The sequence below is a fragment of the Pseudomonas sp. F8002 genome (assembly GCF_013385495.1).
In the GTDB taxonomy this organism is placed as follows: Bacteria; Pseudomonadota; Gammaproteobacteria; order Pseudomonadales; family Pseudomonadaceae; genus Aquipseudomonas.
Map to the genome: position 1 here is coordinate 1 of NZ_JACAPW010000005.1, position 24,658 is coordinate 24,658.

Annotated in this window: 2 protein-coding genes; both read left to right on the top strand. The window is 65.3% G+C overall.

Translation table 11 applies throughout. From position 1 onward, the window contains the following. Nucleotides 1–265 precede the first annotated feature (265 nt). Nucleotides 266–13,189, top strand: a complete 12,924-nt coding sequence (locus HX811_RS06960) for a non-ribosomal peptide synthetase (protein ID WP_177045325.1) — start codon at nucleotides 266–268, stop codon at nucleotides 13,187–13,189. After that, a complete protein-coding gene (locus HX811_RS06965; protein WP_177045327.1) occupies nucleotides 13,186–24,603 on the top strand; it encodes a non-ribosomal peptide synthetase in 11,418 nt (3,805 codons plus the stop codon). The genes HX811_RS06960 and HX811_RS06965 overlap by 4 nt, the downstream gene beginning before the upstream one ends. Nucleotides 24,604–24,658 lie beyond the last annotated feature (55 nt).

The following is a 24,658-nucleotide window of genomic DNA, read 5'->3' on the forward strand; positions in this document are numbered from 1 at the left end:
AAGAGCGGAACCAATCGAAGCCATCACCCAAATAACGGATAAGCCCCCCATCCAACTATTACGAAAGTCCCCCAACGCCAGCCCATTTGTCCCCGCTTCCCATGTCACCCCCCACCCCCCGAATCCTCTAATTTCCCAACCCTGCGGGAAGCCTCCCGGCCCACGACTGCGCCCGCGCTTTAAACCGGGCCTCCCAGGCACTTACGCGACAGCTGAAAACGGACTTTCTCCTCAACCGTATCCGACTCAAAAAGCAGGTTACCCCATGCAGTTCAGCAAATTACTGGCAGCTCTTTCCACCCACCCGATCCGCCTGCAAATGGACGAAGGCGACCTGATCATCCTGGGTGACGACGACGCGCTGGATGACGCCCTATGGGACCAACTGATCGCCCACAAACCCCAACTGCTCGACCTCGTCGCCCAACACGGCGGCGACTGGCTCAGCCCGGCCTATCGCATCACCCCGGACATGCTGCCCCTGGTCAACCTCGACCAACCCGCCATCGACCGCATCGTCGCCGCGATCCCCGGCGGGGCGGCGAATGTGCAGGATATCTACCCTCTGGCGCCCCTCCAGGAAGGCATGCTCTACCACCATCTGTCAGCGCACCAGGGCGACCCCTACGTGCTGCACGCGCAGTTCGTGTTCGACAGCCGCGCCCGTCTTGAAACCTTCGCCCAGGCCCTGCAATGGGTCATCGACCGCCACGACATCCTGCGCACCTCGATGGCCTGGGAACGCCTCGACGAACCCCTGCAAGTGGTCTGGCGCAAAGCCTCCCTGGTCTGCGAAGAAGCCCGCCTTGATGGCGATGCAATGACCCAACTGCAAGCCCTCTACGATGCCCGCAACTACCGCATGGACCTCGGCCAGGCGCCGCTGCTGCGCCTGGTATTCGCCGAAGACCCGCGCAACCAGCGCGTGGTCGCCATGCTGCTGTTCCATCACACCATCCTCGACCACACCGCCCTCGACGTAGTGCGCCGCGAGATCCAGCTGCACCTCGCCGGCCAGACCGAACAGGCCGGCGCTCCGGTACCGTTTCGCAACTACATCGCCCAGGTCCGCCACGGCGTCAGCGAACAGGCTCACGAAGCGTTCTTCCGCGAAATGCTCGCCGACATCGATGAACCCACCCTGCCGTTCGGCCTCCAGGATGTGCAGGGTGACGGCCATGGCATCGATGAAACCCGCATCACCGTCGACAGCGATCTAAGTCGCCGTCTACGGGCCCAGGCCAGACCGTTGGGTGTCAGTCCCGCCAGCGTGATGCACCTCGCGCTGGCCCAGGTGCTGGGCAAGGTCTCGGCTCGCGAAGCCGTGGTATTTGGCAGCGTGATGCTCGGCCGCATGGGCGCGGGCGAGGGCTCCGACCAGGCCCTGGGCATGTTCATCAACACCCTGCCGCTACGGGTAGATATAGGCGAACAAAGCGTGCGCGAGGGCGTACAAACCACCCATAAACGCCTGACCGAACTGCTCGATCACGAACACGCCTCCCTGGCCCTGGCCCAGCGTTGCAGCGGTGTGGCCGCACCCACGCCGTTGTTCAGTGCCATCCTCAATTACCGTCACAGCGATGCCTCGGACACCCAGGCGGTGATCGACATCGCCGAAGGCATCCAGGTGTTGGGCGCCGAAGAACGCACCAACTACCCGCTGACGGTCAACGTCGATGACCTGGGCGAAGGCTTTGCCTTTACCGTGATGGTGGACGCCTCCATCGGCGCGACGCGCATTGCCGGTTACCTGCACACCGCCCTGGAAAACCTGGTGCTGGCCCTGGAACAAACGCCAGATGCACCGTTGCACAACCTGGGCATCCTGCCTGCCGCCGAACGCCAGCATCTGCTGCATGGCCTTAACGCCAGCACCCAGCACTACGCCGATTCAGCCCTGATCCACCAGCAAGTCGAAGCTCATGCCGCCAGCCATCCCGAAGCCATCGCGCTGCGCTTTGAACACGAACACCTGAGCTACCGCGAGCTGAACGAGCGCGCCAACCAGGTTGCGCATTGCCTGCTCAAGCATGGCATTCGCCCCGATGACCGGGTGGCGATCTGTGTCGAACGCGGGCTGGAAATGATCATTGGCCTGCTGGGGATTCTCAAGGCTGGGGCGGGTTATGTGCCGATCGATCCGGCCTACCCGCTGGACCGTATCGCCTACACCCTGAAAGACAGCGCGCCGCTGGCGGTGCTGGTGCAGGACGACACCTGCCACTTGGTGGGCGACGTCACGTCGATCGACCTCAACAGCCTGCAGCACGAGCCCATCGTCAACCCCAACGTTGCAATCAGCGCGTCCAGCCTTGCCTATGTGATCTACACCTCCGGCTCCACCGGCCTGCCCAAGGGCGTGATGATCGAACACCGCAACGTCGCGCGACTGTTCAGCGCCACCGAGCACTGGTTCAAGTTCAACGCCAATGACACCTGGGCGCTGTTCCACTCGTTTGCCTTCGACTTCTCCGTGTGGGAGATCTGGGGCGCGCTGATGCATGGCGGGCAGTTGCTGGTGGTGCCGCAGCTGGTCAGCCGCTCGCCGGACGAGTGTTACGCACTGCTGTGCGAAGCCGGCGTCAGTATTCTCAACCAGACGCCGAGCGCGTTCCGCCAGTTGATCGCGGCACAGGGCCGCAGCCAGCAACTGCACTCGCTGCGCCAGGTGATCTTCGGCGGTGAAACCCTGGAACCGGGGATTCTCAAGCCGTGGTACGCCCGGGTGACCAACGCTGGTACGCGGTTGGTCAACATGTATGGCATCACCGAAACCACCGTGCACGTGACCTACCGTGCCCTGGAGGCGGCGGATGCACAGCGGGTGGGCGTGAGCCCGATTGGCGTGCGCATTCCCGACTTGCAACTGTATGTGCTGGACGCCCGTCGCGAACCGGTGCCGAGCGGCGTAGTCGGGGAGTTGTACGTCGGCGGTGCCGGCGTGGCGCGGGGTTATCTCAACCGCGATGAGCTGACGGCCGAACGTTTTCTGACGGATCCCGCAACCGGCCTGCGCCTGTACAAGACCGGTGACCTCGGCCGGATGCTGGCCGACGGCAGTGTCGAGTACCTGGGGCGCAACGACGACCAGGTGAAGATTCGCGGTTTCCGTATCGAACTGGGGGAAATCGAAGCACGCCTGGCCACCTGCGAAGGTGTGCGCGAAGCCGTGGTGATTGCCCGCGAAGACGAACCGGGCGACAAGCGCCTGGTGGCCTACGTGATTGCCCAGCCTGAACACACGCCCACTGCCGCTGAGCTGCGTGACCACCTGCTGCTGTCCCTCGCCGAGTACATGGTGCCCAGCGCCTTTGTGCTGCTCGACGCGTTCCCGCTTACCACCAACGGCAAGCTCGACCGCAAGGCCTTGCCGGCACCGGACGCCGATGCCCTGGCCCGTCGTGGTTATGAAGCGCCACAAGGCGCGGTGGAAGCCGCGATCGCGAATCTCTGGCAAGACCTGCTCAAGGTCGACCGGGTCGGGCGCCAGGACAACTTTTTCGAGCTGGGCGGCCATTCGTTGCTGGCGGTCAAGCTGATCGAACGCATGCGCCAGCTCGAGCTGAGCGCCGATGTGCGGGTGCTGTTCGGCCAGCCGACCCTGGCTGCGCTGGCCGCTGCGGTGGGCGGGCAGCATGAAGTGCAGGTCCCGGCCAACCTGATCGGCGAAGCGACGCGGCACATCACCCCGGACATGCTGCCGCTGGTGAATCTCGACCAGCAGGCCATCGACCATATCATCGCCAGCGTGCCCGGCGGTATCGGTAACGTGCAGGACATCTACGGCCTGGCCCCGTTGCAGGCCGGCATCCTCTATCACCACCTGGCGACCACCGAGGGCGATCCCTACGTGTTGCAGGTGCAGTTCAGCTTCAGCGGCCATGAGCCGGTCGAGGCGTTTATCCGTGCGCTGCAAAGCGTGATCGAGCGCAACGATATCCTGCGTACCGGGATTGTCTGGGAAGGCCTGGACGAGCCGGTGCAGGTGGTCTTGCGCCAGGCGCTGCTGGTGGTTGAGCAGGTTGAAGCCGATCCTTCCAGCGCCGTATTGGCGCAACTGCAGGAACGCTTCGACCCACGCCACTATCGCCTCGACCTGTCCCGCGCCTCGCTGATGCGCTTTGCCTACGCCGAGGATCAGGGCCGTCATGTCGGCATCCTGCTGCTGCACCACATCCTGCTGGACCACACCGCGTTGCAGGTGCTGGTAGAAGAAATGAGCGCCAGCCTCGCAGGCGAAACCGGCTTGCTGCCCGACGCCGTGCAGTACCGCAACTACGTGGCCCAGGCGCGCCTGGGTGTGAGCGCTGCGCAGCATGAGGCGTTCTTCAGCGAAATGCTCGGCGACATCGACGAGCCGACCCTGGCCTTCGGCTTGCAGGACGTGAACCGCGACGGCAGCGGTGTGCGCGAAGCGCACGTGGCATTGGAACCGGCCCTCAGCCTGGGCCTTCGCGAGCAGGCCCGGCAACTGGGGGTGAGTGCCGCAAGCCTGGTGCACCTGGCGTGGGCCCAGGTCCTCGGCCAGGTCTCGGGCCAGGACGACGTGGTCTTCGGTACCGTGCTGCTGGGCCGGCTGCACGGCGGCGAGGGCGCCGACCGGGCGCTGGGAATGTTCATCAATACCTTGCCGTTGCGGGTCAGTGTCGGCGCGGTGGGCGTGCAGGCTGGCGTGCGCGCCACCCATGCGCGGCTGGCACAGTTGCTGGGGCATGAACATGCCTCCTTGTCCCTGGCCCAGCGATGCAGTGGCGTGTCCGGTGCGCTGCCGTTGTTCAGCACCTTGCTCAACTACCGCCACAGCGCGCCGGGTGAAGCGCCGGGCGCCAGCCCGTTCGCCGACGCCGGGATCGAAATCCTCAGTTCCGAGGAGCGCAGCAACTACCCGCTGGTGCTGAACGTCGACGACCTCGGCGCAGGCTTTGCCTTGACCGTGCAAGGCGTGGCGGAGGTGGATGTGCAGCGCGTCGGCGACTACATGCTCAGCGCCTTGCGCAACCTGGTCACGGCACTGCAACAGGCGCCGACCACACCGCTGCATCAAGTGTCGATCCTGCCAGCCGCCGAGCGGCATCAAGTGCTGGTGGATTTCAACGCCACTGCTCGCGCCTACCCGGCTGCGCACACCGTGCACGGGATCTTCGAAGCCGGCGTCCTGACCAGCCCCGACGCGCTGGCGGTGGTGCACGGCGACGTGTCGCTGACGTACCGCGAACTCAACCTGCGGGCCAATCGCCTGGCCCACTATTTGATCGACCAGGGTGTAAAACCGGGCGACAGCGTGGCCATCGCGCTGCCACGTTCCATCGACCTGCTGGTCAGCCAACTGGCCATCCTCAAGTGCGCGGCGGTGTACGTGCCGCTGGACATCAATGCGCCGGACGAACGCCAGGCGTTCATGGTGCAGGACAGTCATGCCGGGCAGGTGCTGCGTGATCTCGACGGGCTGAACCTCGACAATCAGCCGACCCATAATCCGAACCTGTCCCAGTCTGCCGAAAGCGTGGCGTACATCATGTACACCTCCGGCTCAACCGGTGCGCCCAAGGGCGTGCAGGTGCCCCATCGCGCCGTCTCTCGATTGGTGATCAACAACGGCTACGCCGACTTCAATCACCGCGACCGGGTGGCCTTCGCCTCGAACCCGGCGTTCGACGCCAGCACCCTCGATGTGTGGGCGCCGTTGCTCAACGGCGGCTGCGTGGTGGTGGTCGAGCATGCCACGTTGCTGTCCCAGGCCGCGTTTGGCGCCCTGTTGCAGGAGCAATCCGTCAGCGTGTTGTGGATGACCGCCGGGCTGTTCCATCAGTACGCCGACGGGTTGATGCCGATGTTCCGGCAACTGCGCTACCTGATCGTCGGCGGCGATGTGCTCGACCCGCAGGTGATCGCCCGGGTGCTTGAGCACGGCGCGCCGCAGCACCTGCTGAATGGCTATGGCCCCACCGAAGCCACGACGTTTTCCACCACCTTCGAGATCAAGTCGGTGGGTGAGGGCGGTATTCCGATTGGTCGACCGATTGGCAACAGCCGCGCCTACGTGCTGGATGCACGGCAGCAGCCGGTGGCGCTGGGCGTGGTTGGCGAGCTGTACATCGGTGGCGCGGGTGTGGCCAAGGGTTACCTGAACCAGCCGCAATTGACCGCCGAGAAATTTATCGTCGACCCGTTCGGCGATGGGCTGCTGTACCGCACCGGCGACCTGGCGAGCTGGCAGGCGGACGGCACCTTGCTGTACCAGGGCCGCAACGACCATCAGCTGAAAATCCGGGGTTTCCGTATCGAGCCCGGTGAAATCGAAAGCTGCCTCGCCAGCTATTCCGGCGTGAAAGACACGGTGGTGCTGGCCCGTGAAGATGAGCCCGGCGACAAGCGCCTGGTGGCTTACTACACCGCCCAGGCGCCGCTGAGTATTGAAGCGTTGCGAGCGCACCTGCAAAGCCGGCTGCCGGACTACATGGTGCCGTCGGCCTATGTCTGGTTGGAACTGTTGCCGCTGACCGCGAATGGCAAGCTGGACCGCAAGGGCCTGCCTGCACCGGATCAGGCGTCGCTGCTCAGCCGTGGTTTCGAAGCCCCGGAGGGCGAGGTGGAAACCCTGCTGGCGCAAATCTGGCAGGACGTGCTGAAGGTCGAGCGTGTCGGGCGTTTTGACCACTTCTTTGAACTCGGCGGCCATTCGTTGCTGGCGGTGAGCCTGATCGAGCGCATGCGCCAGGCCGGCCTGAGCGCCGATGTGCGGGTGCTGTTCAACCAGCCAAGCCTGGCGGCGCTGGCGGCGGCGGTGGGCAGTGGCCGGGAAATCGTGGTGCCGGCCAACGGCATTGCGCCTGGCTGCGAGCACATCACGCCGTCGATGCTGACCCTGGTCAAGCTGGACCAGCCGGCCATCGACCGCATCGTGGCGACGGTGCCCGGCGGTGCGGCCAACGTGCAGGATATCTACCCGCTGGCGCCGTTGCAGGAAGGCATCCTCTACCACCACATCAGCGCCGAACAGGGTGACCCCTACCTGCTGCAATCGCGCATGGCGTTTGACAGCGTCGAGCGTTTGCAGGCCTTCATGGGCGCGCTGCAAAAGGTCGTGGCGCGCCACGATATCCTGCGCACCAGCGTGGTGTGGGAAGGCTTGGACAGCCCGGTGCAAGTGGTGTGGCGCCAGGCCGAACTGGTGGTGCAGAACATCCCGCTGGACCCGGCCGATGGTGATGTGATCGAACAACTGCACGCGCGTTTTGATGCCCGCCACTATCGCCTGGATATCACCCAGGCGCCGCTGCTGCGCATGGTGTATGCGCAGGACCCGGCCAACCAGCGGGTCGCGGCGATCCTGCTGTTCCATCACCTGGCACTGGACCACACCGCCATGGAAGTGGTCGGCCAGGAAATGCGGGCGTTCCTGTTCAACCAGGCCGATGACTTGCCGGCCGCGGCACCGTTCCGTCACTACGTGGCCCAGGCTCGCCTGGGTGTCAGCGCCCAGGAACACGAGCAGTTCTTCCGCGAAATGCTCGCCGATGTCGACGAGCCCACGCTGCCCTTCGGCGTGCAGGATGTGCAGGGCGATGGCCGGGATATCGAAGAGGCCGAATTGCCCGTCGATGCGCTGCTGGCGCAGCGGATTCGCGAGCAGGCCCGGCAGTTGGGGGTCAGCGCTGCGAGCCTGATGCACCTCGCGTGGGCCCAGGTCCTCGGGCTGGTGTCGGGCCGCCAGGACGTGGTGTTCGGCACCGTATTGATGGGCCGCATGCAAGCCGGCGAAGGTGCCGACCGGGCATTGGGCATGTTCATCAACACCTTGCCGCTGCGGGTGGAGGTGGGTGCCGACGCGGTACGTGCCGGCGTCAAGGCGACTCACGCCCGTCTCAGTGCCTTGCTGGGCCATGAGCATGCATCCCTGGCGCTGGCCCAGCGGTGCAGCGGCGTGCCGACCTCGATGCCGTTGTTCAGTGCCTTGCTCAACTACCGCCACAGCACCCCGGGCGAAATGGCCCGCGACGGCCACGGTATCTGGGAAGGCGTGCAATTGCTCGGCGGCGAAGAACGCAGCAACTACCCGCTGACCCTGAGTGTGGACGACCTTGGCACAGGCTTCGGCCTGACGGTACTGGCGCTGGAATCCATCGGCGCGCAGCGCCTGTGCGACTCCATGCACAGTGCGCTGGAGCAACTGGTGGAGGCCCTTGAGCACGCGCCGCAAACGCCGTTGCATCAGTTGCCGGTACTGCCTGCCCGCGAACGCGAACACCTTCTGCGCAGCTTCAACGCCACCGCCCGCGACTACCCGCAAGGGCAGACCCTGCACGGCGCTTTCGAAGCCCGGGCCCTGCGCCTGCCGCAGGCGATTGCCGTGAGCCAGGACGGCCAGCACCTGACGTACCAACAGCTCAACCAACGCGCCAACCAACTGGCCCATCACCTGCTGGCGCTGGGCGTACAGCCCGACGACCGTGTGGCGATCTGCTGCCGACGCGGCCCGCAGATGCTGGCGGGCCTGCTGGCGATTCTCAAGGCGGGCGCGGCCTACGTCCCGGTAGACCCGGCCTATCCGGCCGAGCGCATCGCTTACCTGCTGCAAGACAGCGCACCGGTCGCGGTCCTGGCCGAAGAGAGCACACGTGGCGTGCTCGGTGATGTCGCCATCGTCGATCTGCATGGCGCCTATCCCGACGGCACCAATCCCCACATCTCCAGCCTGACCCCGGCGAACCTCGCCTACGTCATCTACACCTCCGGATCCACCGGCCAGCCCAAAGGCGTGATGGTGGAACACCGCACCGTGGAAAACCTGGTGCATTGGCACTGTGAAGCTTTCGACCTGCAGGCCGCCAGCCACACCAGCAGCGTGGCCGGCTTCGGTTTCGATGCCATGGCCTGGGAAGTCTGGCCCGCACTGTGCGTGGGGGCGACCTTGCACCTGCCACCGGCCCATGTCGGCAATGAAAACATCGACGAACTGCTGGCCTGGTGGCTGGCCCAGCCGCTGGACGTGAGCTTCCTGCCCACCCCGGTGGCCGAGTACGCGTTCAGCCAGGACCTTGAGCACCCAAGCTTGCGCACCCTGTTGATCGGCGGTGATCGCCTGCGCCAGTTCAGCCATGAGCGACGTTTCGCGGTGATCAACAACTACGGCCCCACCGAAGCCACGGTGGTCGCCACCTCTGGCCGGGTGCGCGCCGGCCAGCCGCTGCATATCGGCAAGCCGATGGCCAATGCCACGGTGTACCTGCTGGATGCACAACAACGGCCGGTGCCGGTGGGTGTGGCCGGTGAGCTGTATGTAGGCGGCCGCGGCGTGGCCCGCGGTTACCTGAATCGCCCGGACCTGACCGCCGAGCGATTCCTCGATGACCCGTTCAACCCGGGCCGCATGTACCGCACCGGCGACCTGGCGCGCTGGCTGCCGGATGGGAACATTGAATATCTGGGCCGCAACGACGACCAGGTAAAAGTCCGGGGCGTGCGCGTCGAGCTGGGAGAAATCGAAACCCGCCTGGCCGCCGTCGACGGCGTCAAGGAAGCCGTGGTGCTGGTGCGCGACGGCCGCCTGGTGGCCTGGTTCACCCAGCAAACCCCGCTGGTTATCGAAACCCTGCGCGCCGAGCTGCACAGCCAACTGCCCGAGGCCATGGTGCCGGTGGCCTACGTCAAACTCGACAGCTGGCCGTTGACCGCCAACGGCAAGCTTGACCGCAAGGCGCTGCCGGCACCGGATCAGGCCGCCGTGCTCAGCCGGGAATATGAAGCCCCACGCGGCGAAGTCGAGACTACCCTGGCGCGGATCTGGGCCGAGGTGTTGCAGGTGGAGCAAGTGGGCCGCCATGACCACTTCTTCGAGCTGGGCGGCCATTCCTTGCTGGCGGTAAGCCTGATCGAGCGCATGCGCCAGGCCGGCCTCAGCGCCGATGTGCGGGTGCTGTTCAGCCAGCCGACGCTGGCGGCATTGGCAGCGGCAGTGGGCAGCGGCCGGGAAGTGGTGGTGCCGGTGAATGCCATCGCCGCCGATTGCCCGCGCATCACGCCCTCAATGCTGCCATTGGTGGAGCTGGATCAGCCGATGATCGACCAGATCGTCGCCAGCGTGCCGGGTGGCGCCGCCAATGTGCAGGATATTTACCCGCTGGCACCGTTGCAGGAAGGCATTCTTTACCACTACATCACGGCGGAGCAGGGCGATCCGTACCTGCTGCAATCGCACCTGGCATTCGATACCCAGGCGCGCCTGGACAGCTTCGCCCAGGCCTTGCAGCAGGTGATCGACCGCCACGACATCCTGCGGACCGGCGTGGTATGGGAAGGCTTGGCGCAGCCGGTGCAAGTGGTGTGGCGCAAGGCTCGATTGACGGTCGAAGCGCTGCATCCGGACGGTGATGTGCTGGCCGGCCTGCATCAGCGTTTCGACGCCCGGCGCTACCGGCTGGACATCGCCCAGGCGCCGCTGGTCCGCCTGATGTACGCCAACGACCCGGCCAATCAGCGGGTGGTGGCGGTGCTGCTGTATCACCACATCGTGCTGGACCACACCGCGTTCGACGTGGTGCTGCGGGAAATGCAGGGCTACCTGCTGGGGCACCCCGCACCGCAGGCCGCGCCGATGCCTTATCGCAACTACGTGGCGCAGGCGCGACTGGGTGTCAGCGAGCATGAGCATGAAGGGTTCTTCCGCGAGATGCTTGGCGATATCCATGAGCCGACGCTGCCGTTTGGCTTGCAGGATGTGCAGGGCGATGGTCGGGATATCGAAGAATTCACGCATCGCCTGGACGCTGCCGTCAGCCGGCGCCTCAGGGCCCAGGCACGCCTGCTGGGCGTGAGCACCGCGAGCCTGTTCCACCTGGCATGGGCGCAGGTGTTGGCGGTGACGTCGGGCAAGCCGAATGTGGTGTTTGGCACGGTGCTGGTCGGCCGGATGCAGGGCGGCGAGGGCGCGGACCGGGCCCTTGGCGTGTTCATCAACACCCTGCCATTGCGCCTGGATATCGACGGGCAAGGCGTGCGCGACAGCGTGCGCAGCACCCATGCCCGGCTCACCGCGCTGCTGGGCCATGAACATGCTTCCCTGGCCCTGGCCCAGCGTTGCAGCGGGGTGGCGGCGCCGCTGCCGCTGTTCAGCTCGATGCTCAATTATCGCCACCGGGGCGGCGCCACCCGTTCACAGGACGCGCAGCACGCCTGGGAAGGCATGCAGACCCTGACCAATGACGGGCGCACCAACTATCCGTTGACCCTGAACGTCGATGACCTGGGTGATGGTTATGACTTCACCGCGTTGACCCCGGCCCAGGTAGGCGCACAACGGGTCTGCGGTTATATGCAGATGGCGTTGACCCAGTTGGTGGAGGCCCTGGAGCACGCGCCGCACCAGGCCCTTGACCGCCTGCCGATCCTGGGGGATGCAGAGCGTCAGCAGCTGCTGTTTGATTTCAATGCCACCGAGGTTGACTACGACCTGGCGCAGACCCTGCACGGCCTGTTCGAGGCCCAGGTCGAGCGCACGCCGGATGCATTGGCGGTGAAGGCGGGTGAGCAATGCCTGACCTATGCCGAGCTGAACCAGCGCGCCAACCAACTGGCGCACCACCTGCGGGAACTGGGCGTGCAGCCGGATGCGCGGGTGGCGATTTGCGTCGAGCGTGGGCTGGAGATGGTCATCGGTCTGTTTGCGATCCTCAAGGCCGGCGGTGGTTATGTGCCGCTGGACCCGGCGTACCCGCTGGATCGCCTCGCCTACATGCTGCAAGACAGCCAGCCCGCGGCGCTGCTGGTGCAGGGCGCTACCCGCTCGTTGCTGGGCGACGTGACGGTGCCGGTGGTGGACCTCGACCAGAACACCTGGGCGCACCAGCCGGTGTCCAATCCACAGGTTCCCGGGTTGACCGCGCAGCACCAGGCCTACGTGATCTACACCTCCGGCTCCACCGGCCAACCCAAGGGCGTGATCAACGAGCACGCGGGTGTGGTCAACCGCCTGCTATGGATGCAGGACGCCTACGGCCTGAACGCCACTGATGCGGTACTGCAGAAAACCCCATTCAGCTTCGATGTGTCGGTGTGGGAGTTCTTCTGGCCCCTGTTCACCGGTGCGCGGCTGGTCATGGCACGCCCCGGCGGGCACAAGGAGCCGGCTTATCTGTGCGAGGTGATCGCGGCAGAACAGATCACCACCTTGCACTTCGTGCCGTCGATGCTCGATGTGTTCCTGGCCCACGGTGATGTCAGCCAGGGCGCCGGGCTGCTGCGGGTGATGTGCAGCGGCGAAGCCTTGCCCGGCAGCCTGGTGCGGCGCTTCAAGCAGCAATTGCCCGGCATCGGCTTGTACAACCTCTATGGCCCGACGGAAGCCGCGGTGGACGTGACCGCCTGGAACTGCGCCAGGCCCGTGGTGCCGGACAACACGCCTATCGGCAAGCCGATTGCCAACACCCGCATGTACCTGCTGGATGCCCGGTTGCAACCGGTGCCGCTGGGCGTGGTGGGCGAGCTGTTTATCGCCGGTGTGCAAGTGGCTCGCGGCTACCTGCACCGTCCCGAACTGACGGCCGAGCGCTTCCTCAAGGACCCGTTCAACCCAGGCCGGATGTACCGCACCGGTGACGTCGGGCGCTACCTGCCGGATGGCAATATCGAGTACCTGGGCCGTAATGACGACCAGGTGAAAATCCGTGGCCTGCGTATCGAACTGGGGGAAATCCAGGCGCGGCTGACCGAGTACCCACAGGTGAAGGAAGCGGCCGTGTTGGCCCGCGACGAACGCCTGGTGGCTTACTACACCGGAGTGCCAGCCGATATCGAACAGTTGCGGGCGCACCTGCTGGCGCGTTTGCCGGACTTCATGGTGCCTGCGGTATTCGTGTATCTGGACGCTCTGCCCCTGAGCCCCAACGGCAAGCTCGACCGCAAGGCCTTGCCTACGCCGGGTGTGGAATCACTGATCGTGCGCGAGTACGAAGCCCCGGTGGGCGCTACCGAAATCACCCTGGCGCGGCTGTGGACCGAGCTGCTGAAGGTGGAGCGGGTCGGGCGACACGACAACTTTTTCGAGCTGGGCGGGCACTCGTTGCTGGCCGTCAGTTTGATCGGACGCTTGCGTCAGGAAGGCATGGAAGCCGATGTGCGGGGCCTGTTCGAACAGCCGACCCTGGCCGGCTACGCCGCAATTACCGAACGAATGGAGATCGTCCTGTGAGCATCATCGAACTGTTGGCGACACTCAAGGCCAAGGATGTGCAACTGGCGCTCAAGGGCGATCAGTTGTCGGTGCAAGGCAACAAGCAGGCCCTGAGCGACGCGGCACTGGTGGCCTCGCTGCGCGAACACAAGCCGGCGCTGATCGAGCTGATCAAGGCCGGGGAGTACTCGGCCACCAAGGCCGGTGAGGTGCAGGTGCCGGCCAATGGCATTCCACCGGGCGCTACCTCGATTACCCCGCAGATGCTGAGCCTGTCGACCCTCAGCCAGGCGTCCATCGACCGTATCCTCGAGACCGTCGAGGGGGGCGTCGCCAATGTGCAGGACATCTACCCGCTGGCACCGTTGCAGGAGGGCATCCTCTACCACCATGTGAGTGCCGAGCACGGCGACCCGTACATCATGCAGTCGCTGTTTGCCTTCGACAGCCTTGAGCGTTTCGAGGGCTTCGCCCTGGCCTTGCAACAGGTGATCGACCGTCACGACATCCTGCGGACCGGCGTGGTCTGGGAAGGCCTGGAAGAACCGTCGCAAGTGGTCTGGCGCACGGCGCGCCTGCCGGTGCAGGCGATTGAACTGGACCCGGCAGACGGCGATATCGCCGCCCAGTTGCATCGCCTGTTCGATGGCCGCCACTACCGCATGGACGTGACCCGCGCGCCGCTGCTGCGCCTGGTGCGGGCCTGGGATGAAGCCGGCCAACGGGTGGTGGCGATGCTGTTGTTCCACCACATGGCCCTGGACCACAGCGCCCTGGAAGTGGTCTGCCACGAGATGCAAGCCTGCCTGCTGGGCAGGGCGGGTGAACTGGGCCAGGCGGTGCCGTTTCGCAACTATGTCGCCCAGGCGCGCCTGGGCATCAGCGAGCAGGAGCACGAAGGGTTCTTCCGGCAGATGCTCGGCGACATCAGCGAGCCGACCTTGCCCTACGGCCTGCAGGATGTGCAGGGCGACGGCGACAACATCCAGGAGATCAGCCTGCCGCTGGCCCCGCAGTTGAGCCGGCGCTTGCGCGCCCAGGCCCGGCAGTTGGGCGTCAGCGCCGCGAGCCTGTTCCACATGGGCTGGGCCCAGGTGCTGGGAGTGCTGGCGGGCAAGGAACAGGTGGTGTTCGGCACGGTGCTGATGGGCCGCATGCAGGGCAGCCACGACACCGACCGAGCCCTGGGGATCTTTATCAACACCTTGCCATTGCGGGTGGATGTGGGTGCTGAAGACGTGCGCACCGGGGTCAAGGCGACCCATGCCCGGCTGACCACCTTGCTGCGTCACGAACACGCGGCGCTGGCCCTGGCCCAGCGTTGCAGCGGTGTAGTGGCGCCGACGCCGCTGTTCAGCGCGTTGCTCAACTACCGCCATAGCGCAGGCGGCGCGAGCGCCGAAGCGGTCTCGGCCTGGCAGGGTATTCAAGCGTTGCGCTCCGAGGAACGCACCAACTACCCGTTGACCCTGAGCGTCGACGACCTGGGCGAAGACTTCAGCCTGAGCCTGTTGGCCTGCGCCCAGGTTGATCCGCAGCGGGTGTGCGCTTATCTGCAAACTGCCCTGGGGAACCTGGTTCAGGCGCTGGAACAGGCACCCGAAACACCCTTGAATCGCTTGTCGGTACTGCCCGAGGCGGAGCAGCGGCACTTGCTGGAGCAATTCAACGCGACAGTCATCGACTTCCCCCAAGGCACCACCCTGCATGGGCGTATCGAGGCCCAAACCCTGCTGACCCCGGACGCGGTGGCCGCGGTGTATCAAGGCCGCCAGCTGACCTATGCCGAGTTGAATCAACAAGCCAACCTGCTGGCCCATCACCTGCTGGCGCTGGGGGTAAAACCCGACGATCGCGTGGCCATCGTTGCCCGGCGCGGGCTGGACACCCTGGCCGGGTTGCTGGCGATCCTCAAGTCCGGTGCCTGCTATGTGCCGGTGGACCCGTCGCACCCGGCCGAGCGCCTGAGCTACCTGCTCGGCGACAGCGCCCCGGTCGCGGTACTGACCCAGCATGCACTGCTGGAGCGCCTGCCCGCGCTCGATGTGCCGGTGATCAACCTGGACCGTTTTACCTGGCACCACCATTCGGCGAGCAACCCGCAGGTGGCCGTCACGCCCACCAACCTGGCCTACGTGATCTACACCTCCGGCTCCACCGGCCTGCCCAAGGGCGTGATGGTGGAACATCACACCGTGGCCAACCTGGTGGACTGGCACTGCACCGCGTTTGACCTGTGCGCAGGCCGCCACACCGCGAGCGTTGCCGGGTTTGGCTTTGACGCGATGGCCTGGGAAGTCTGGCCGGCACTGTGCGTGGGGGCCACCTTGCACCTGCCGCCGGCCCACGACGGCGCCGAAGATATCGACGCGCTGCTGGACTGGTGGCGCGCACAACCGCTGGACGTGTGCTTCCTGCCCACGCCGGTGGCCGAATATGCGTTCAGCCAGAACATCGAGCACCCGACCCTGCGCACCTTGCTGATTGGCGGCGACCGCCTGCGCCAGTTCACCCGGGCCCAGCGTTTCGAGGTGATCAACAACTACGGCCCCACGGAAGCCACGGTGGTGGCGACCTCCGGGCGGATCGAGCCCGGGCAGCCGTTGCACATCGGCAAGCCCATTTCCAATGCCACGGTTTACCTGCTGGACGAACAGCAGCGCCCGGTGCCCTTGGGCGTTGCCGGTGAACTGTACGTGGGCGGCAAGGGCGTGGCGCGGGGTTACCTCAATCGCCCGGAAATGACCGCCGAACGTTTCCTGGATGACCCATTCAATTCGGGCCGCATGTACCGCACCGGCGACCTCGCGCGCTGGTTGCCGGACGGGAATATCGAGTACCTGGGCCGCAACGACGACCAGGTGAAAATCCGCGGTGTGCGCATCGAACTGGGGGAAATCGAAACCCGCCTCAACCAGCTGCCTGGTCTCCAGGAAGCCGTGGTGCTGGCCCGTGAAGACCAACCGGGCCAGCCACGGCTGGTGGCTTACTTCACCGAAAACCCGCAATTCGAACCGCTTGAAGTGGGCGAGGTTCGTGCCCATCTGGTGGCGCACTTGCCGGACTACATGGTCCCGGTGGCCTACGTGAAACTCGATGCGTTGCCCCTGACTGCCAACGGCAAACTGGACCGCAAGGCCCTGCCAAAGCCGGACCTGGCCGCCGTCTTCACACGCGAATACGAGGCGCCTCATGGCGATATCGAAACCGTCCTCGCGCAGATCTGGGCCGATGTGTTGCAAGTGGAACGTGTTGGGCGCCAGGATCATTTCTTTGAGTTGGGCGGCCATTCGTTGCTGGCCATGCGCATGGTGTCCCAGGTTCGCCAGCAACTGGGGGTCGACCTGGCACTGGGCGAACTGTTCGCCAATGCTGAACTGGCGGCGGTGGCGCAGGTAGTGGCCCAGGCCGGGCGCAGCACCTTGCCGGATATCCTGCCGGCGGCGCGGGACACGGAGTTGCCGTTGTCGTTTGCCCAGCAACGCCTGTGGTTCCTGGCGCTGATGGAGGGCGCCAACACCGCCTACAACATTCCCATCGGCCTGCGCCTGCGCGGGCAGTTGCACGTCGACGCGCTGCAACGGGCCCTGGCGCGGATCGTCGCGCGGCATGAAACCTTGCGCAGCCGGTTTGCCCAGCAGGATGACGACGCCCAGGTGCTGATCGTGCCGCCTGAAGAAGTGATGCCCCTGCAAGTCCAGGACCTGCGTCGCCACCCCGAAGCACAGCAGGTGCTGGACGCGTTGATCCAGGGCGAAGCCTCGGCGCCTTTTGATTTGCAGCGCGGCCCGCTGTTGCGCGGGCGCCTGGTGATCATGGCCGACGATCATCACGTGTTGCTGCTGACTATCCACCACATCGTGTCCGATGGCTGGTCCATGGGCGTGCTGACCCGCGAACTGATGGCGCTGTACCAGGCGTTCAGCCACGGTGAGGCTGACCCACTGCCGCCGTTGCCGATCCAGTACAGCGACTTTGCCGTATGGCAGCGCCTGTGGCTGAGCGGCGAAGTGCTGCATCGCCAGAGCAGCTACTGGCAACACACCCTGGCCGGTGCGCCGGCGTTGCTGATGTTGCCGACCGACCGTCCACGCCCGGCCCAGCAGGACTACGCCGGCAGCAGCGTCGAGGTGCACCTGGATGAGCGCCTGAGCGCCGGGCTCAAGGCCCTTAGCCAACGCCACGGCACCACGCTGTACATGGTGATGATGACGGCGTGGGCCTCGTTGCTCGCGCGTTTGGCCGGGCAGGAGGAAGTGGTGATCGGCTCGCCGGTCGCCAACCGCCAGCGGGCCGAGGTGGAAGGCCTGATCGGGTTGTTCGTCAACACCCTGGCAGTGCGCATTGATACCTCGGGCGAACTGAGCGCCGAGGCGCTGCTGGCGCGGGTCAAGGGGCTGGCGCTGGACGCCCAGGCTCATCAGGATCTGCCGTTTGAGCAGGTGGTGGAAATCACCCGGCCATTGCGCAGCCTGGCCCATAGCCCGCTGTTCCAGACGATGTTGACCTGGCAGGACAGTGACGCGCCGGTGCTGGCCCTCGGCGACCTGAGCCTTGAAGGCATTGTGGAGGACAGTCACTTTGCCAAGTTCGACCTGTCCCTGAACCTCGGCGAGACCCGGGGCGAAATTCGCGGCACCCTGGAGTACGCCATCGCGTTGTTTGATGAGTCGACCATGCAACGCTATGTCGGCTATTTCACCCGCGTGCTGCAGGCCATGGTGGATAACGATCAGGCGGTGCTGGAGCAGGCTGACTTGCTGGACGATCAGGAGCGCCAGCATCTGCTGTTCGACTTCAATAACACCACAGTGGATTACAACCTCGACCAGACGCTGCACGGTATGTTCGAAGCCCAGGTGGCGAGAACGCCGGATGCGCTTGCGGTGAAGGCAGGCTCGGAGTGCCTGAGCTATCGCGAGCTGAACGAACGGGCCAATCAGTTGGCGCACCATCTGCGGGAGTTGGGTGTACAGCCGGATTCGCGGGTGGCGATTTGCGTCGAGCGCGGCCTGGAGATGGTCATTGGCCTGTTCGCAATCCTCAAGACGGGCGGCGGTTATGTGCCGCTGGACCCGGCGTATCCGCTGGAACGTATCGCCTACATGCTCAAGGACAGCGCACCGGCCGCCATGCTGGTGCAGGGCGAAACCCGTTCGTTGCTGGGCGACGTCACGGTGCCGGTGGTGGACCTGGACCGGAACACCTGGCAGCACCAACCAACGTCCAACCCACGAGTGGATGGGCTGACCGCGCAGCATCAGGCCTACGTGATCTACACCTCGGGTTCCACCGGCCAACCGAAAGGCGTGATCAACGAGCACGCGGGCGTGGTCAACCGCCTGCTGTGGATGCAGGACGAGTACGGACTGACTGCCCAGGACAGGGTGTTGCAAAAAACCCCGTTCAGCTTCGATGTGTCGGTGTGGGAGTTTTTCTGGCCGCTGTTCACCGGCGCAGGTTTGGTCATGGCGCGTCCTGGCGGGCATAAAGACCCGGCCTACCTGTGTGATGTGATCGAGTCCGAGCAGATCACCACGCTGCACTTTGTGCCTTCGATGCTGGACGTGTTCCTGGCCCACGGCGATGTCAGCCAGGGCGTCGGGCTGGTGCGGGTGATGTGCAGCGGTGAAGCGCTCCCCGGCAACCTGGTGCGCCGTTTCAAGCAGCAGTTGCCGGGCATCGGTTTGTACAACCTCTACGGCCCGACGGAAGCGGCGGTGGACGTGACGGCGTGGGATTGCGCCGGGCCCGTCACGCCGGACAACACCCCCATCGGCAAGCCGATTGCCAACACCCGCATGTACCTGCTGGACGGGCAGTTGCAGCCTGTTCCATTGGGTGTGGTGGGCGAGCTGTTCATCGGCGGTGTGCAAGTGGCGCGGGGTTACCTGCACCGTCCTGAGCTGACGGCCGAACGCTTCCTCAAGGACCCGTTCAGCGCGGGCCGGATGTACCGCACCGGCGACGTCGGGCGCTACCTGCCGGACGGCACCATCGAGTATTTGGGCCGCAATGACGACCAGGTGAAAATCCGTGGCTTGCGCATCGAACTGGGGGAGATCCAGGCGCGACTGCTGCAATTCCCGCAGATCAACGAAGCCGCCGTGGTCGCCCGCGATTCACGGCTGGTGGCTTACTACACCGGCGTGCCGGCGCAAATCGACGCTTTGCGCAGCCATTTGCTGGAACACCTGCCGGACTACATGGTACCGGCCACCTTCATGCACCTGGACGCCTTGCCCCTGAGCCCCAATGGCAAGCTCGACCGCAAGGCACTGCCGGTGCCGGGCCTGGAATCGGTGAGCGCCCGGGAGTACGTCGCGCCTGTGGGGGAAACCGAAATCACCCTGGCCGGCCTCTGGGCGGATTTGCTCAAGGTGGAGCGTGTGGGTCGGCACGACCATTTCTTCGAGCTGGGCGGCCATTCGCTGCTGGCCGCCAGCCTGATCGGCCGCATGCGTCGGGTCGGGTTGTCGGCGGATGTGAAAGTGTTGTTTGGTCAACCCACCCTTGCAGCCTTGGCGGCTGCCGTGGGGGGTGGTCGCGAAGTGGTGGTGCCAGCCAATGGGATTGCCGCGGATTGCACGCGGATCACCCCGGATATGCTCCCGCTGGTGAACCTGGAGCAGGCCGCCATCGACCGCCTTGTCGCGAGCATTCCCGGCGGCGCGGCCAACGTGCAGGATATCTACCCGCTGGCGCCGTTGCAGGCCGGGATCCTGTATCACCACCGCGCAGTGCAACAGGGTGACGCGTACCTGTTACAGGCGCAGTTTGCCTTCGCCAGCGTCGAGCGCCTTGAAGCGTTTGCCCAGGCGTTGCAGGCGGTGATCGAGCGGCAGAATATCCTGCGCTCGTCGATGCACTGGGACGGGCTGGAAGAGCCGGTGCAGGTGGTGTGGCGCCAGGCCTCGCTGCGGGTTGAGCCGATTCAACTGGCGGGCGATGTGCTGGAGCAATTGCAGGCGCGCTTCGAACAGCATCGGCTGAACTTGGCTCAGGCACCGCTGATGCGCCTGGTGTACGCCGAGGACCCGGCCAACCAGCGGGTGGTTGCGTTGTTGCTGTTCCATCATCTGGTGATGGACCACGTTGCGCTGGAGGTGCTGCAGCACGAGATGCAGGCGTGCTTGCTCGGCCGGCGCGAGCAATTGGGTGCGGCGGTGCCGTATCGCAATTATGTGGCGCAGACGCGGTTGGGCATGCGCGAGGAAGAGCACGAAGCGTTCTTCCGCGAGATGCTCGGGGAGGTCGATGAGCCGACGCTGGCATTGAGTGCACCGGATGAAGCGCAACAGGCACATTTGCGCGTCGACCCGCTGTTGAACGGGCGCCTGCGCACCCTGGCACGGCAGCTTGGGGTGAGTGCTGCGAGCCTGATGCACCTGGCCTGGGCGCAGGTGCTGGGCAAGGTTTCCGGCCGCGAGCAGGTGGTGTTCGGCACCGTATTGCTGGGCCGGCTGCAAGGCGGCGAAGGCGCCGAACGTGCCTTGGGCGTGTTCATCAACACCTTGCCGCTGCGGGTCGACCTGGGTGAGCGCACGGTGCACGCAGCGCTGATGGCCACCCACGCAAGCCTGACCCGGTTGCTCAGTCATGAACATGCGCCACTGGCCCTGGCCCAGCGTTGCAGCGGGCTGCCGGCCAATACGCCGCTGTTCAGCGTGCTGTTCAACTATCGCCACAGCGCCCCGCACGCTGGCGGCGTAGCCGAGGCGTGGCAGGGCATGCAGGTGCTCAAGGCCGAGGAACGTACCAACTTTGCGCTGTCCCTGAGTGTCGATGACCTGGGCGACGGGTTTGGCTTTGACGCCATGGGGCAGGGCGCGCCACGCCTCTGCGAGTACCTGCATGTTGCCCTGGAGCAACTGGTGCAGGCCCTGGAACAGAATGCAGGGGGCTCAATCAGCCAACTGTCGATTCTGCCGGCGGCGGAGCGTGAAAAACTGCGGATGGAATTCAACGCCACCCAGCGCGAATTCCCTCACGAACATACGGTGCAGCGTTTGTTCGAAGCCCAGGCGCAGGCACGCCCGGGTGCTATCGCAGTGGTGCATGGTGAACACACCCTGAGTTACGGCGCGCTGAACACCCGCGCCAACCAGTTGGCGCACCACCTGCGCAACCTGGGCGTGCAGCCCGGCGACCATGTGGCGATCCTGTTGCCGCGCTCGATTGACCTGTTGCTCAGCCAACTGGCAATCCTCAAATGCGCGGCGGCCTACGTGCCGCTGGACATCAACGCCCCGGCCGAGCGCCAGGCCTTTATGGTGCAGGACAGTGGCGCGGTGTGGCTGTTGACCCACAGCAGCGAGCCTGTCGCTTACCCGGCCCGACGTATCGACCTCGACACCCTGGCGCTGGACCCGCAACCGAGCCACAACCCGGACCTGTCGCAGTCCTCGGAGCGCGTGGCGTACATCATGTACACCTCCGGCTCCACCGGCACTCCCAAAGGCGTGCTGGTACCGCACCGGGGCATCACGCGGCTGGTGATCAATAACGGCTACGCCGATTTCAACGCCCATGACCGCGTGGCGTTCGCTTCCAACCCGGCGTTCGACGCGAGCACCATGGACGTGTGGGGCCCCTTGCTCAACGGCGGCCAGGTGCTGGTGATCGACCATGCGACCTTGCTCGACCCCGGCGCGTTTGGCCGGGCACTGAAGGCGGGCGGGGCGACGATCCTGTTCGTCACCACTGCGCTGTTCAACCAGTACGTGCAATTGATTCCCGACGCGTTGGCCGGGCTGCGCATCCTGTTGTGCGGCGGCGAACGGGCCGACCCGGCGGCGTTCCGCAGCCTGCTGGCCCAGGCGCCGGCACTGCGGCTGGTGCATTGCTACGGCCCGACGGAAACCACCACTTACGCCACCACGCATGAAGTGCAGGCCATCGCCGCCGATGCCGAAAGCGTGCCGATCGGCAGGCCGATTGCCAACACGCAAATCCACCTGCTGGATGCGCACTTGCAGCCGGTGCCGCTGGGTGTGGTCGGGGAAATCTGCATTGGCGGGTATGGCGTGGCCAAGGGGTACCTGAACCGGCCGGAGCTGACGGCCGAGAAGTTTGTCGATGATCCGTTTGGCGATGGCTTGTTGTACCGCACTGGCGACCTTGGGCGCTGGTCGGCGGACGGACTGCTGGAGTGCATCGGGCGTAATGACGATCAGGTGAAGATCCGCGGCTTCCGCATCGAGTTGGGTGAAATCGAAGCGCGCCTGGCGACCTGCACCGGGATCAAGGATGTGGTGGTGCTTGCGCGGGAAGATGCGCCTGGCGATAAGCGCCTGGTGGCGTACTACACCGGCGGGCCGCTGGCCATCGAAGTGTTGCGCGGTCATCTGCTGCAGCACCTGCCGGACTACATGGTGCCATCGGCCTATGTACCGCTGGAAAAAATGCCCCTGACAGCCAACGGCAAGGTCGACCGCAAGGCCCTGCCGGTGCCCGCGCTGGAGGCATCGGCGAGCCGCGTGTTCGAGGCGCCGGCGAACGAGCTGGAACAGACCCTGGCACGCCTTTGGGCCGAAGTGTTGCGGCTGGAGCAGGTCGGTCGGCATGACAGTTTCTTTGAACTGGGCGGCCATTCGTTGCTGGCGATCCGGCTGGTCAACCTGATGGAAGAGGCGGGGCTTGAGGTGTCGCTGGCCGAGCTGTTCCAGCATGCCAGCGTGGCCTCGGTCGCCTCGATGCTCGGTCAGCGCACGGCGCGGGAGGACAACAGCTCGCTGATCACCGTACGCGCCAGCGGCAGCCAGCCGCCGTTGTTCCTGGTGCATGAGTTCAGCGGCATGGACGTGTATTTCCCGGCGCTGGGCCGGCACCTGCCCGGGGACTACCCGATCTATGGCCTGCCCGGTACGCCCCTTGGCGAGGTGCAGTTACAGACCATGGAAGGCCTGGCGGCGCGGCTGGTGGGGATTATCCGCTCGGTGCAGCCCCATGGGCCGTATCGGCTGGCGGGTTGGTCGTTCGGCGGGGTGTTGGCCTATGAAGTGGCGATGCAACTGCAGGGGCTGGACGAACCGGTGGCATTCCTCGGGTTGATCGACAGCTACGTGCCGCGCATGACCGACCAGGGCAAGGCGCGCTGGAGCGGGCCGGATGCCCTCAAGCGGCATTTGCTGTTGCAGTGCACGGCGTATTGGAAGGCACAGGGAGGTGTGGATGAGTTGGCGAGCCTTGAGCAACTGGAAGCGGACATTGGACAGCTGGACTTTGCGGGTTTGCTGCAACGCTGCCGCGATCGGCATTTGCTGTACGCGCAGATGGCGGCGGCTTCGGACGCGGACCTGTTGAGTTTTATCCAGCGGGAAGTCGGGCATGGGCATGCGTTGGCGCATTACAGCCTGTTCCCGATGCCACTGGCGGTGCACTTGTTCAGCGCCGCCGAGCGGCCGACGGAACTCTCGCGACGCAGCCTGGATTTGGGATGGAATGAGGCACTGGCCGCGGGGCAATTGCGCCGCATTGAGGTGCCGGGGGATCACCAGAGCATGATGCAGGCACCGCATATCCAGGCGCTGGGGCAGGCGATGGGTGAGGCCCTGGCGTTGAGTGAGGCGCCGGCTGTGGCGGTGCATCAGCCGTTGTTGCGGATCCAGAGTGGTCGCGCCGGGCAGGCACCGATCTTCTGTGTACCGGGGGCGGGGGATAGCGTGACGGGGTTTGTGGGGTTGACCGAGGCGTTGGGCCGGGACTGGCCGATCTTTGGCTTGCAGCCCCGTGGGCTGGATGGAGAGGTGGTGCCCCATAGCCAGGTTGAGGCGGCGGCGCGCTGTTATTTGCAGGCCCTGGAGCAGGAGTGTCCTTCGGGGCCGGTGCATTTGGTGGGGCATTCGTTTGGCGGCTGGGTGGTGTTCGAGATGGCCACGCGGTTGCAGGCCCTGGGGCGTGAGGTGGCGTCGTTGACGTTGATCGACAGCGAGGCGCCCGGGGGCAATGGGGTGGTGGGCCGGCCCTATACCACGACGGCGGCGTTGTTGCGGTTGGTGGAGTCGATGCAGGTGGCTTCGGGTAAGTCGCTTGGGATTGATGCGGTGGATTTTGCCGGGCGCGATGAAGTGGAGCAGCGAAGGTTGTTGCATGGGGGGATGGTGGGGGTCGGGTTGTTGCCGGCGCGGTCTTCGGTGGATGCCATGGATGGGCCGGCGCGCACGTATGCGTCGGCGTTGCGTACGGTTTATCGGCCTGCCCGACGGTATGAGGGGGTGGTGCGGTTGGTGTTGGCGGAGGACCCGACCCTTGACGCGGCAGGGAATCAGCGGGAGCAGGGGTTGATGGTTGAGGGGTGGCGCGGGTGCGTGGGGGTGTTGGAGGTTTGGTATGGGCCGGGGAATCATTTTTCGCTGCTCAAGGCGCCGAACGTGTTTAGTTTGGCGGCTTGGTGGCGGGATGGGGTTGTGGTTGGGGAGCGGGTTTCGTGAGTGTACATATCCGTTGCTGCGGTAACAGCCACTTAGGGTTCCGCTCTTACAGCGG